Annotated in this window: 11 protein-coding genes; 1 reads left to right on the top strand and 10 read right to left on the bottom strand. The window is 65.1% G+C overall.

The window, feature by feature from the left end:
• Window positions 1-32: 32 nt before the first annotated feature.
• The 3 genes from CA982_RS00915 to CA982_RS00925 form a co-directional block, all read right to left on the bottom strand.
• Window positions 33-1805, bottom strand: a complete 1773-nt coding sequence (locus tag CA982_RS00915) for a penicillin-binding transpeptidase domain-containing protein (protein ID WP_086533458.1) — start codon at window positions 1803-1805, stop codon at window positions 33-35.
• Between the two features lie 100 nt (window positions 1806-1905).
• The gene (locus CA982_RS00920; protein ID WP_086533459.1) at window positions 1906-2832 is read right to left on the bottom strand and encodes a serine hydrolase; all 927 of its coding nucleotides are present in this window, start codon (window positions 2830-2832) and stop codon (window positions 1906-1908) included.
• Window positions 2829-3707 carry a LysR family transcriptional regulator gene (locus tag CA982_RS00925; protein WP_086533460.1) on the bottom strand — a complete coding sequence of 293 codons (879 nt, stop codon included), beginning with the start codon at window positions 3705-3707 and terminating at the stop codon, window positions 2829-2831. Before CA982_RS00925 ends, CA982_RS00920 begins: the two co-directional genes overlap by 4 nt.
• A gap of 55 nt (window positions 3708-3762) precedes the next feature.
• On the opposite strand from CA982_RS00925, the gene CA982_RS00930 reads away from it, so the two are divergent.
• On the top strand, window positions 3763-4602 hold the full coding sequence (locus CA982_RS00930) for an alpha/beta fold hydrolase (protein ID WP_086533461.1): 840 nt from the start codon (window positions 3763-3765) through the stop codon (window positions 4600-4602).
• A 350-nt stretch (window positions 4603-4952) separates the two neighbouring features.
• On the opposite strand, the gene CA982_RS00935 is transcribed toward CA982_RS00930, so the two are convergent.
• The 7 genes from CA982_RS00935 to nuoL form a co-directional block, all read right to left on the bottom strand.
• On the bottom strand, window positions 4953-5441 hold the full coding sequence (locus tag CA982_RS00935) for an HD domain-containing protein (RefSeq protein WP_244176079.1): 489 nt from the start codon (window positions 5439-5441) through the stop codon (window positions 4953-4955).
• A gap of 91 nt (window positions 5442-5532) precedes the next feature.
• On the bottom strand, window positions 5533-5823 hold the full coding sequence (locus CA982_RS00940) for a hypothetical protein (protein WP_086533463.1): 291 nt from the start codon (window positions 5821-5823) through the stop codon (window positions 5533-5535).
• 15 nt (window positions 5824-5838) lie between these two features.
• The gene (locus CA982_RS00945; protein ID WP_244176080.1) at window positions 5839-6285 is read right to left on the bottom strand and encodes an LpqN/LpqT family lipoprotein; all 447 of its coding nucleotides are present in this window, start codon (window positions 6283-6285) and stop codon (window positions 5839-5841) included.
• A gap of 86 nt (window positions 6286-6371) precedes the next feature.
• Window positions 6372-7667 (bottom strand): phage head morphogenesis protein, encoded by a 1296-nt coding sequence (locus CA982_RS00950; RefSeq protein ID WP_086533465.1) that lies wholly within the window; start codon window positions 7665-7667, stop codon window positions 6372-6374.
• A 537-nt stretch (window positions 7668-8204) separates the two neighbouring features.
• Window positions 8205-9992, bottom strand: coding sequence for an NADH-quinone oxidoreductase subunit NuoN (nuoN, locus tag CA982_RS00960; protein ID WP_086533467.1), 1788 nt, complete (start codon window positions 9990-9992; stop codon window positions 8205-8207).
• Complete coding sequence (locus tag CA982_RS00965; protein ID WP_086533468.1) at window positions 9992-11596, bottom strand: NADH-quinone oxidoreductase subunit M; 1605 nt, start codon at window positions 11594-11596, stop codon at window positions 9992-9994. The genes nuoN and CA982_RS00965 overlap by 1 nt, the downstream gene beginning before the upstream one ends.
• Window positions 11593-13506: an NADH-quinone oxidoreductase subunit L gene (nuoL, locus tag CA982_RS00970; protein ID WP_086533469.1), complete on the bottom strand. Its 1914-nt coding sequence runs from the start codon at window positions 13504-13506 to the stop codon at window positions 11593-11595. The genes CA982_RS00965 and nuoL overlap by 4 nt, the downstream gene beginning before the upstream one ends.

Genomic DNA, 13506 nt, shown 5'->3' on the forward strand with positions numbered 1-13506 from the left:
CCGGTACGTACCTCGCACTCTGCGGTGGGTGATCACTCGCTCAACGGTCGCAGGAACTCTCCCGTCACCTCGACCGCGGGGGCTGACGATCCGCCACCCACGACCAGGGTCGCGAACGCGAGGTCCCCGACGATCCCGGCGAACCAGCCATGCGGGTTCTTGTTGTCACCGAACTCTGCGGTACCGGTCTTGCCGCCGAGGCCGGGAATGTCCCGGAGCGCGGTGGCCGTACCCCGAGTGACCGTGTCACGCATCATGCTTCGAAGAGCGCGCGTCACGTCGGCGGAGATCTGCTGGGGTTCGACATCTCCCGTCGTGCGTTGGTCATGAACCAGGCGGGGGACGACGGTCTCGCCGCGCGCGAGACTCGCCTCGGCGAGCGCGAGGCCGAAGGGGCTCACGGTCACCGTGCCCTGGCCGATGCCGTTCTCCACGCGTAGGGCGGGGGAGTCGGCCCTCGGTACCGAACCGGTGACGGTCGTCAGGCCCGGAACGGTGTAATCCGCGCCGATGCCGAAGCGGCGCGCCATCGTGGTCAGGGCGTCGTCGGAGAGCTTGTTCGCGAGGGCGCCCATCGTGGTGTTGCACGACCGCGCGAACGCGGTGGGCAATGGCACTGTCCCGAGGTCGAAGTCGTCCTCGTTCGGGATGGTCCGACCCTCGATCGTGGCGCGCCCGGGGCAGGGGACCTGTGAACCTACTCGAACCGCATCGGCATCGAGCGCAGCGGCGGTCGTGATGGTCTTGAAGGTCGAGCCCGGTGGGTACAGGCCGGACAGCGACACCGACCCCGACTTGTCGGCGGCGTCGTTCTGTGCGACGGCCACGATGCTTCCGGTCGAGGGTTCGAGCGCGACGATCATGGCCGCACGTCGTTCACTGTCGACGGCGAGCTGCGCCCGGGTCTGGATGTCCCGGTCAAGAGTGGTCCGCACCGGCGGTGTCGGACGGGGTTGAGCCGAATCCACGAGGTGGGTGGAAGTGCCCTCGGCATCGACGATCTGAACGGACCACCCGGCCGTGGCGTCGATGGCCGTGCGCCAGATGTCCTCGAGTCCCGACATCGCCGGCGAATGGAGAGCTTTCGTCGCGCTGAGGAGTGCGCCCTGCTCAGCGAGTGTCACACCCGGAATGTCTCTCACGGTGCGTTCGACCCGGCCGAGGTCGGATTCACGGAGTCGGATCACCGTGTGTTGCGCAGCGTCATTGCCCTCGAAGTTCGCGCGGATCCCTGCTGCCGTCATCCCGGGTTCGACGGTCCGGAGTGCGCGTGCGAGTGCGTCCGCCGAATTCAATTGGGCGCGAGACAGGCTCACCAGCGTCACGGGCTGCCACGTCATGAGAGGTCGACCGTCGGCGTCGAGCACGGGGGTTCGGTACGCGCGGTCGTCGCTGTAGGAGAACGATTCCCCGGCACGGAGCTGCCGATGCAGCACTGACGGCTGCCACCGGACTCGCCATTCCGAATCCGACTCGACGAGCGCCACGGAGGTCTGATACTCGACGCTGCGGTCGCGGATCTGCCAACGATGGCCGAGTGTGCCGCTGACCTCCTTGTCGTCGACAAGGCTGCCGGTGACCGAGAGCTTGGGTGTTGTGCCCATCCCGTCGAACATCGCTGCGATCGCCGTGCTCGCCGCGGCCGGGTCGTCGGTGAGTGCCGCGGCGCCTGCGGCATCACCCTTCTGGAGGGCGGCGGCGAACGAGCGCAACGCCTGCTCCGGCGAGCCCGATGACAGGAAGCAACCCGACACCGTACCCGCGATCACCGCACATGCACTCAGGAGTGCCCACCATCGACGCATGTCCCCGAGCCAACGCGGCGAGACGCCGTGATGCCAAGTTTCGGCACGCGATCGGTCGATAGCCACTTGCTATCACTCCTGCTGGGGTGTGCCTTTCTGATCAGTCATCCGGGGTTCGGAGTTCGGTGACCGCGACGCGGGCGACTTCACCGATGGCGCGATCGACCTCGGGCAAGGCCATCTCGGATCTCGCGCTCGTCGTGAACACCGCGACCGCCACCGGCAGTTCGCCGGGAAACTCGATGACGCCGACCTCGTTGCGGACGGCGACGAGCGTGCCCGTCTTGCCCGCGACGCTGACCCGGCGGAACGGAAAGCCAGACGCGAGGCGCGAGGTGCACACCTGCTTCCGCATCGTCTGGCGGATGAACTCGCACGACGGCGCGGACGCTGCGCGATCGGTCCAGATCGCGTCGAGCAGGGTCGTGCAGTCTCGCGGTGTTGCGGAACTGGAGTAGGCGGCGTCATAGGCGCTGACCGATGCGTCGGAGTCGGGATCGGCCAGGGCGGCGAACGCCTCGGCGACGGTGCTCGTACCGGTCTCCCGCTGCAGACGCTCGTGCAGTTCTGCGACCCCACCGACGATCCGGGTGTTCATCAGGCCGAGTTCGACCAGGTCGTCGTGGATGCGCGGCAACCCGACCTGGCTGAGGATGACGTCGGCGGCGACATTGTCGGAGACGGTCATCATCGACGTGGCGAGGTCACGCCACGACGTGGTCACCGGGTCCATGAACAGTGCGAGTCCGGTCGGGCCCTGAGCCCATCGGGTGGGGTCGACCGTGATCGACGCGGCGAGGTCGATGTCACCGCGATCCGCCATGCGGCACAGGGAGATCAGTACCGCCAGTTTGTAGACCGACGCGAGGACGACCGGCGTGTCGGCGTCGTGGCAGTACTCGACGGGCGTCGGACCGATCGTCCGAACATGGACGCGGCCAGAACATCCCGCATCGGCGAAGATCTCGCGGACAACGCGATCAAGGTCGGTGCGGACAGACTCGGGGAGGGTCGCGGGTGCGCTCACGAGGCTTTGCCCATCCGATAGAGGGCGGCGGTGACGACGTCGGCGACCTCGCCGAGGCCGGGTTCGCGATGCACGACCCGTAGGCGCAGAGCGGTGGCGTCTCGACCGATGGGAAGGCAGCGGATGGCCTCGACCGCCGCGAGAGGGGCACGATCGACGGTCAGCGCGAAGGCGTGCCCGGCGGCGACCGCGGCCAGCACTTGGTCGGCGGCGGTCACCGGATACAGCTGCGGGTCGAGTCCCGATTCGCGAAGCCGGTCGATCAGTTGATCGTGCGCGGGCGGGTTGAACGACCGAGGCGTGTGGCAGAAGCGCAGGCCCGCCAATTGACGCAGGCGGGGCCGGTCGGCAGATGCCACCGGATGCGTCGCGGGAACCACCACCGAACGCTTGAGTACGACGACCGGTCCGGTGGCCAATGAGCCGGTGACACAGGGGGCTTCGACGACGGCGAGATCGAGCGAGCCGGCCGACACCTGTTCGACGAGATTCACCGTCGAGGCGCTGACCGTCTCCTGTCCGGAAGCGACTTCGGCGAGGCGTTGTGCCAGAGTGGCCGTCACCGTCGAACCGGTCAGTGATGCAGCACCCCATCGCAATACCTCGGTGCGCTCGTGCAAGCGGCGAGCCTCGCCGATGAATCTCGAGGCATCGTCGACGAGCAGACGAGCGCGGGGCAGGAGTTCGCGGCCGGCGTCGGTGAGCTCGGCGCCGCGCGTGGTGCGTCGGATGAGCTGGAGTCCCAGCTGCTTTTCCAGACGTCGCAGACCTTGCGACACCGGCGGCTGCGTCATCTCCAGGCGGGCCGCGGCCTCGCCGAAATGACCCTCTTCGGCCACGGCGACGAAGAACCGCAAGTGCCTGATCAGATCCACGGGTTCCAGGATGGCATGGTTGGTGCAGCGAGTGTCTCAGCGAGGAGGAGCAGGCGTGGATACGTTCCAGACCGACGGACTGATCTTCGAGGTGACCGATCTGGGAGCCGTCGACGACCCGACTGTAGTTCTCCTTCACGGATTCCCCCAGGACCGCACCGCGTGGGACGAGGTAGGGCAGTCGCTTGCCGACCACGGCTTTCGGGTCCTGATCCCGAACCTGCGCGGTTACTCACCTGAGGCGTGTCCGCGGCCGGTGTCGCGGTACGGGTTGCCACGCCTCGTCGCCGACGTCATCGCGTTGCTCGACGCGGCCGAGGTGGACAGTGCTCACCTCGTGGGCCACGACTGGGGAGGGGCTTTGGTGTGGACGATGCGCAGAACTCATCCATACCGACTGCGTACCGCCACCATCGTGTCGACCCCGCACCCCCAGGCCCTGACATGGGGGATGGTGCGGACAGGGCAGGCGCTGCGTAGCTGGTACATGCTCGCGCTGGCGCTGCCGGCCGTGCCGGAACACGTCTTGACACGACACCTGGCTCGATTCTTGAAACGATCAGGTCTTTCCGAGGACCGTGCGAACCGCTATCAGCAACGTATGAAGAGAGAAGGTGTCGCGCGGGGCGCAGTCAACTGGTATCGGCGGATGCTGTTCGAGCAGCTTCGCCCGCCGAAGCATCCCCGGACGTCGTCGCAACGGGCGGTGCCCACGGTCTACATCTACGGTCGGGATGATCCGTTCTTCAGCGTAGCTGTGATGCGCAAGACCGCCGAAGTTGCTCGCGGCGTGGAAGTCCGCGAGTTGCGCGGCGGACATTGGCTTCCGGAGTCCGAACCGGAGGCGCTGTTGCACAGCATTGTTCGGCAGGTCTCGAATCCCAGTACCGACTGAACGGGCCGGCGCATATATCGCTCTTTACTGCGTGGGGCCCCTGGTGTGCTGCGCAGCAGATGGGTGTGTTACCGACTTCTCCTCCGGCAGAAGAAGTCCCCGGGTCGATCGGCGTGGAGATCGGGATGATTCTTGTTCCCGGTGCAGCTGCAGCTCATCGACGTTGCGGCAGTTTGCGCCGGACTTTGGACACAACTGCCGCAACTCGAACCGCGGCCCCGAAACGGGACCGTGCATGGCCTTCACAACACCACAGTGACTAGCGAATCGTCGCTAACAACCGCATGTTGGTTGTTCGCTGGACTGGGCCATGGCTAAGGTGTGTGGACCCCATGTCGAGCCGTCGTCGCTCATCCTCTGAGCCGGGCGAGTTCGTCCCGGAGGTTTTCGCGAGCACGACGTTCCCAGTGGGTCCGGCCGTAGTCTGTTTTGTACAGCGAGTCCATGTCAAGTAGATGGTTGAGAACGGTAGTCCGACCTGCTTTGTAAGCATCGTCTTCGACGCCAGAGTATTCGTCGCGGACACTGGAGTTGTAGGCGGCATACTCGCTCGGGCTGCTCGCCAGTATCGACAAGTCCGCGTCGCACAGTGCCGCCGCGTTCTGGTCGCAAATGTCGGCGGTGTGCGTAGCGGTGACTCGAACAAGCCGTGCGACCTCGGGCGCACACGCACGGCCGGTCAGCACCGTCTCGGCGAGGCTGGCGGACCTTTCTTCATTGTCTGGGGAGCCGATCTCGTAGACGGAATCGTGAAACCATGCCGCGAGCTGAACTGCTTCTTCATCGAAGGGAGTACCGGCAGAGCGTAGTACGGAAAGCGAGCTGATGACTTGATTCAAGTGTCGAACGTCATGGTACTTCCGATGGGGTTCGCTCCATCGGCTGATCAGCGCATCCCGATCCTGTGTGTTTAGGTATGCGGTTCCATGCTCAGGCATGAAACTCGCCCTTGGGTAGGCGTTGCCGAGCCGTTGACGGCCACCCTTCCGCTGGGGTGGTAATGGTCCAGTTGTCGGGAACTCGGCTGAAATCCATCCATCGACCATGTCCCAAGTAGAGCGAGTACGCCTCTTCGTCCGGGAAGTTGCCCATTCGCACATAGACTGACTCGCCGTCGAAGTTTCCGACGTACCACGAGCTGTCGAGCGGATCGGCAACAAAGTCGATCTGTGTGGCGAGCGCTTGGTCGAGGTCTGCAACGACGGACGCACGTGTTACCACTCTGACTCCTATGTGTTAATCGTCGAAGTGTGCGGAACTGACCATATCGTTCAGGGCTGACCACTTCTCAAGGCGAGTTGACATGGTGGTACCCGTGCACTGCAGGAGGTAGGCCACATTGCCCCGTCGATATGCCTCGAACTTATTGACCGTGTAGAGCCATTTGCCATCTTCTCGATGACTGCCTGCTTGTATGGTCGCTCCTTCGGTACGCGTACTTATCGGATACCGGTCCGCGCGTTGCTCGGTCCACTCCGGAAACTCGCGAGCCTCGACGAAGGCGTGATCGAACAAGTCGTTGATATCAACCGTCGCGTCCACTATGAAACGTGTCAGGATCACGGTGACGTTGTCCGTAAAACCCCCTTCATGGGCTTGTTGCGCTAAGTACAAGGCTATGAGCCCCATTTTCGCACCTGCGGGGTCGGCTCGATATTCGACAGCGTCTACCTCGATGCGCACGTCACCCGGGAGTGTTAGAGGATCGGCGACGCGTGATTGAACTACCGCCATCCGCTCAAGTCTGTCGTACAAAGTCCAGTTCTCGCTCAATCGAACAAGCCACCAATCTGCTTTCCGAATGTTCCTCCGACAAGTCCACCGGCAAGGCCACCGACGACTACCCCGATGCCGACACCGATAGGACCACCTGCTGCGCCTGCCAACGCACCGTACTCGGCGCCCGCCCACGCACCACCGACGGCACCTACGCCACTTCCCGCCGCTTCAGGGACGCTCTCCTCGCCATTCTTGACTTGGTTGTACCCGTCGTAGACCTCGTAGGCCACTGCCGCTGGTAGGGCGATCTTCGCCGCAACCTTCGTGGCTGTTGCGCCCATGCGGTCGGGAGCTACTTCTACTGGGCCAGCTCGAGGCGCCCGTGATTCAACCTCCCTTGGATCCGGCAGAACCGGCCTGTCCGGGTCTATCCCGAGACGCGTGTTCACGGACTCGCGGCTTGTGGATGAAGACCTGATGATGTCGTCAAGTGCCTGCTCGCGGCTCATCCCGTATTTTCGAGCTTTGTGCTCGATCAGTTGTTCCAAATTCTTGTTTGGCTCTTCGCGAAACAGCTGGGATGCGAGGTTTTGATCCGCCATAAGGGCGCGAGCCTTCGATCGGATCTCGTTCCGCAGCTCTTGCGCAATCAGTGCCCGCTGATCCAATGGCATATCAGACTTTGCCAAAGTGTCATTGAGGGACTTCAGTCTCCGTTCGGCTTCTGCGTAGTAACTCCTAGTCTCGGAATTCGTTAGTGATCCATCCGGGTAGTGTGGAAGACCAAGCGATGCAATACCGAAGACGCCCGCGTAGGTACCGTCAAATGCTCCCGGTGGAATCTGTTCAGGACGAAGTTCTCCGTCTGCTGCTCTGATCGCCGCGGCCAGATCATCATCCGCAGCCTCTGCATTGATCAACAGTTGGTTGACTCGAATCTGAAGCGCCGTCCGAAGGGACTCCCTCTTCTCCGAGTCCTCGGCGGACATCACGGTCTGTAGGGTGGAGGCCACTCTGCCGCTATCCTCGACGATAAAGCTATTGCTAAACGCGTCGCCGCGGATCTGGCCGAGGACTCGCTTGATGGTTTCGATCTTCTGTGCCGCAGCCTGCGCGGCCGCAGCTATCGTGGCGAGTTGGTTTCCGTGAGCATCGAAGTCAACCCGGGCCCGACCAATGGAACGCTTTGCGGCTGCGGCCGCGTCACCGTCCCATGAAGAGAACGTATCCAGGTTCTTCAGATTAGTTGACTGAGTCGTGCAGTGTTCTGCTTGGCCAGCGCACACGCGGAAAACCGCTTCAATGTCCGCTACATTCCAGCGATCGATATCGGATATCGATATCACAAGTTGAGCATTCGGTCCGAGACCGGGGGAGCGACGTCCGCTTGGCCGTCGCTAGGCGGTTTCGCGAGGTTGGCGGCTGAAATGCTGTCATCGAGTTCGAACTTGTACGCCGCAGCTACGAACCGAGCTGAGTTCTCTCCGAGACGTGCGGTCAGGTCCCGCGCAGACGCCTGCAGTCCACCAACTTGTTCTGCCAATGCTCGAGCCGACGCGCCCACCCAGCCAGCTTCAGCGGCCTCCGTCAAGGTCCGGAACCCGCCATGAAAAACGTCGATGGCCTCGTCGTGCCAACCGCCTAGCTGTTGACCCCCATACCGCAGATTGACAGGATCAACCGACACTCTCTCGCTCATTGCGACCCCCAGCCATCGACGAGCATGCGACCCGAGGTATTCGGACCCGTATCGATAGTAGGTGGGCAGGCCCTTCCGTACGGGGTGCACGTTGCTTCTGGGGATGGACCGGACACAAGTCGGTTACCCGGCATGGGACGCGGCTACCAGCATTGCGTTCCACAGACGGGCGCTTGTTGCCAAATCAGCGCAGGAACACCGCTGCCGAATCGGCGAGATCGAGGAGCGGCTGTGGGAAGACGCCGAGCGCGACCGTCACCAGGGTGCACAGGGCGATGCCAGACGTCGTCAACATACTCGGTTTCACCACGTGTGGGGCACCGGCGGTGGGGACGTCGTCGAAGAACATGGCGACGATGATGCGGATGTAGACGTAGGCGGCGATCGCGCTGCTGATGACGCCGATGACCACGAGGACGCCGCCGCCGGACCCGGCGGCGGCGGCGAAGACGTCGAACTTGGCGATGAAGCCACTGGTCAGCGGGATGCCCGCGAAGGAGAGCAGGTAGACCGCGAACATGGCGCCCACCAGCGGGTAACGGCGTCCCAAGCCCGACCACTGGGTGAGGTCGGTGGCCTCGCGTCCGGAGAGGTGTGGGTTCCGCGGGGCCGGTGCCGCACCGTGGATGGCGACGCTGCGAGCCGACGTCCCGCTGTCGGTGTCGGGCTCGCGGATCACGGCGACGGTGGCGAAGGCGCCGAGAGTGGTGAAGGCGTAGGCGGCCAGGTAGAACAAGGTGGCGCCGAGTCCGGCGTCGTCGAAGGCGATCAGACCGAGCAGGATGAAGCCGGCGTGCGCGATGGACGAGTACGCGAGCATCCGTTTCACGTCGTTCTGCGTCACCGCCATGACCGAGGCGATGACCATCGAGGCGATCGCCACGGCCCACAACGCGGGCTCCCACTGCTCGCGGAGCCCCTCGAAGCCGACGTAGAACACTCGCAGCAGTGCCCCGAAGGCGGCGACCTTGGTCGCTGCTGCCATGAACGCGGTGACCGGTGTCGGCGCGCCCTGGTAGACATCGGGAATCCACGAATGAAACGGCACCGCACCCACTTTGAAGAGCAGGCCGACGGCGAGCAACGCCAGCCCGATGAGGGCCAGCGTGGTGTCGCCGCCACTGTCGGCGGCCGCCGAGATCGACGCACCGATCGTCGAGAGGTTGAGCGAGCCCGTGGCGCCGTAGACGAAGGCCGAACCGAACAGGAAGAACGCCGACGAGAATGCGCCCAGCAGGAAGTATTTCAGCGAGGCCTCCTGCGAGATGAGGCGCCGGCGCCGCGCGAGTCCGCACAGCAGATACAGCGGGAGCGAGAACACCTCCAACGCGACGAACATCGTGGGCAGGTCACCGCATGCCGGGAACAGCATCATCCCGCCCACCGCGAGCAGCGCCAGCGGGAAGACCTCTGTGGTGACCGCGCCGGCGCGGGTGGCCTCGAACTCGGCGTCGGTGTTGGGCACCGATGCCCCGGACGGGGTGAACATGTCCGCGTCGACGCCACCGCCGGCCGGGCCGCCGCTGGTGATGCCGTTGCCGGTCGACGACCCGTCTGGTCCGCCGACCCCGGCGAGCTTGCGCATCGTCACGGGTGCCACGACACGTTCGAGGCGACGCTCGGCCATGAACCCGACCGCAACGATGGCGATGATCAGCAGCAGCCCTTGCAGATACAGGGTCGGGCGGTCGATCACGACCGCGCCGGACATCGCGAACTCGCCGTTCCCGCCGTCCCGCGTCTGCGCGACCGCCACCGTGACCAGCGCGGCGAAGCCGATGACCGGTGCGCCCAGCGAAAGCGACAGTTGGAGCGGGTATCGGAGCCGGCGTGGTGCGAAGGCCTCGACGAGCACCCCGATGACCCCGGCACCGAACACGATGAGCATCGGAGACAGTGACGCGTACTCGATGTTGGGAGTGTCGATGGCGGCGAGCGTCAGCGGACCGTCGGTGACGGTTGTCGGGTTCATCAGTTGCCCTCCGCATCTGGTTCGGCGACCGCCGGTTCGGGCACCTCGACGCCGACGGTGGTGAGCGTTGCCTGCACTGCGGGATCGATCAGGTCGATCATCGGCTTCGGGTACACCCCGAGTGCGAGGAGCAGCGCGAGCAACGGGGCGACGACCACCAGCTCGCGACCCGCGAGGTCCCGCATCGACGACGCCCGGGCATCAGACGTCTTCGGCGGCCCGCCCATCATGCGCTGATACGTCCATAGGATGTAGATCGCTGACAGGACGAGTGCCGAGCAGGCGATGACCGCCGCAACCGGGTAGCGGGTGAAAGTGCCGATGAGGACCAAGAATTCGCTGATGAACGGCGCGAGACCGGGGAGCGAGAGAGTTGCGAGTCCGGCGACGAGGAATGTGCCCGCGAGGACCGGCGCGACCTTCTGTACGCCGCCGTAGTCGGCGATCAGGGTGCTCCCACGCCGCGACACCAGGAATCCGGCGATGAGGAACAGTGCGGCGGTGGAGATCCCGTGGTTGACCATGTAGAGCGCCGAGCCGGTCTGACCCTGGTCGGTCATCACGAAGATGCCGAGGATGATGAAGCCGAAGTGGGAGATCGACGTGTAGGCGATCAGCCGCATCACATCGGTCTGGCCGATCGCCAGCACCGCGCCGTAGACGATGCTGACGACCGCGAGCCCGCAGACGAGCGGAGCGAAGTACTGGGACGCGTCCGGGAACAGCTGCATGCAGAATCGCAGCATCGCAAAGGTCCCGACCTTGTCCATCACGGCCATCATCAGTACGGCCGAAGCGGGCGTGGCGGCGACGGCGGCGTCGGGCAACCACGAATGCAGCGGCCACAGCGGCGCCTTGACCGCGAACGCGAACAGGAAGCCGAGGAACAGCAGCTTGGCCAGTCCGGTCGAGTCGTCGATCTGTCCGCTCGCGACAGCGGCGGCGATGTCCTGCAGCGCGAACGTCCCGCCACCGTCCGTGCCGACGCCGTTCTGGGCGGTCACCACGTAGAGCCCGATCACCGCGGCCAGCAGAAGGAGGCCGCCGAAGAGGTTGTACAGCAGGAACTTCACCGCCGCCGCCGATCGATGGGGTCCGGTGCCGAACCCGCCGATCAGGAAGTACATCGGGATGAGCATCGCCTCGAAGAAGATGTAGAACAGCAGCACGTCGAGCGCGACGAAGCTCATCAGTACCATCGCCTCGGTCGCGAGGAACAGCGCCAGGTAGATGTGCGCGCCCTTCTGCGCGCGGCCGCCCGAATCGTCCAGCGAGCCCGATGGTTCGACATCGCGCCAGCCGGCGACGAGCAGCAGCGGCAGGAGCGCCGCGGTCAGCAGGACCAAGACCAGCCCGATGCCGTCGAGCCCGAGTGCATACCGTGTGCCGAGCGCCGGAATCCAGCTGACGTCCTCCACGAACTGGTAGCGCTCGCCGCCCGGATCGAAACCGATCGCGAGACCGATCGACAGGACGAGGACGGTCACCGACACCATGAGGGCGAACCACTTCGCCGCGGTGGTCCGATGCGCCGGGACCGCGAGGACGAGTGCCGCACCGACCGCGGGCGCGACCCAGAGGACGGTCAGCCAGGGGATGCTCACAGGACATTCACCGCCATCACCAGGGCGACGATCACGGTGGTGCCGGCGAACATCGACAAGGCATAGGACCGGACATATCCGTTCTGCCACCCGCGTATTCGACGCGACGCGCCGGTCACCACATCCCCGACGGCGCTGGTGAGCGCGTCGACGCCGTCGGACTCGACCGCTACGAGGCCGGCGGTGACCCGCCGGCCCGGCCGCATGAGCAGTTCCTCGTTGACGGCGTCGCCGTACAGATCGCGCCGGGCGGCGACGGTGAGCACGGACACGTCCTGCGGTGCGGTCACCGGCACCGGCCGGGTCGCGTACTGGCGGTAGGCGACAGCCACGCCGACGGCGACCACGAGCAGGATGATCGCCGTCATGGCCCACACCGGGAGGAGATGGTGTGCGGTGTGTTCTCCGACAACGGGTTCGAGCCACGTCTCCAGCGATCCGCCGATGGCCAGGACGCCGCCCGACGCGACCGAGCCGAGCGCGATCAGGATCATCGGGCCGGTCATGACCCGCGGTGACTCGTGCGGGTGCGGTTGCGGCGCGTCCGTGCCGTCGTGCCAACGCTTCTCACCGAAGAAGGTGAGCAGCATGACCCGGGTCATGTAGAACGCGGTGATCCCGGCGCCGAGAAGAGCTGCGCCACCGAGGATCAGGCCCTTCGCCCCACCGGCGCCGAACGCGGCCTCGATGATGTGATCCTTGGAGTAGAAGCCGGCGAATGGTGGCACACCGATGATGGCGAGATACCCCACGCCGAAGGTGACGAAGGTGATCGGCATCAGGGTGCGCAGACCACCGTAACGGCGCATGTCGGTCTCGTCGTTCATCCCGTGCATCACCGAACCCGCGCCGAGGAACAGTCCGGCCTTGAAGAATCCGTGGGTCAGCAGGTGCAGGATGGCGAACGCGTAACCCGCCGGCCCGAGCCCGGCGGCCAGCACCATGTACCCGATCTGACTCATCGTCGACGCGGCGAGCGCCTTCTTGATGTCGTCTTTCGCGCAACCGATGACGGCGCCGAACAGCAGGGTGACCGCACCGACGACCACGACCCCGACCTGGGCGGCGGGGGCGAGGTCGAAGATCGGGCCCGAGCGCACGATGAGGTAGACGCCCGCGGTCACCATGGTCGCCGCGTGGATCAGCGCCGACACCGGAGTCGGGCCCTCCATCGCGTCGCCGAGCCAGGACTGCAGCGGCACCTGCGCCGACTTGCCGCATGCGGCGAGAAGCAGCACGAAACCCAGTGCGGTGAGGGTGCTCTCGCCTGCCTGGGAGACGCCGTCGAACACAGCGGTGAAGGCCACCGAACCGAACGTGGCGAACATGATCATCAGGGCGACGGCGAGTCCGATGTCGCCGACCCGGTTGACGACGAATGCCTTCTTGGCCGCGGTGGCCGCCGACGGCTTCTGCTGCCAGAAGCCGATCAGCAGGTATGACGCGAGCCCGACGCCCTCCCAGCCGAGATAGAGCCCGAGGTAGTTGTCGGCCAGGACCAGCACGAGCATGGCAGCGAGGAACAGGTTGAGGTAGCCGAAGAATCGGCGACGATCGGGATCGTGCTGCATGTAGCCGATCGAATAGACGTGGATGAGCGAACCGACACCGGTGATCAGCAGGACGAAGCACATCGACAACTGGTCCAGTCGCAATCCGAAGTCGACCTGGAGCTCACCCACCGGCACCCAGTTGAACAGGATGTCCGACACCGCGCGCTCGTCCGCGGAACGGGACAACATCCCGGCGAACATGATCAGCGCGACCGCGAACGACGCGATCGCAAGACCCGTGCCGAGCAGATGTCCCCACCGGTCGGTGACGCGGCCGCCGAGGAGGAGGACCGCCGCACCCAGGAGCGGCAGGGCCGGGATCGACCAGAGCAGTGACGCAGTGAGTTCGGAGTTCAC

The organism is Gordonia lacunae (assembly GCF_002149015.1).
GTDB lineage: Bacteria > Actinomycetota > Actinomycetes > Mycobacteriales > Mycobacteriaceae > Gordonia > Gordonia lacunae.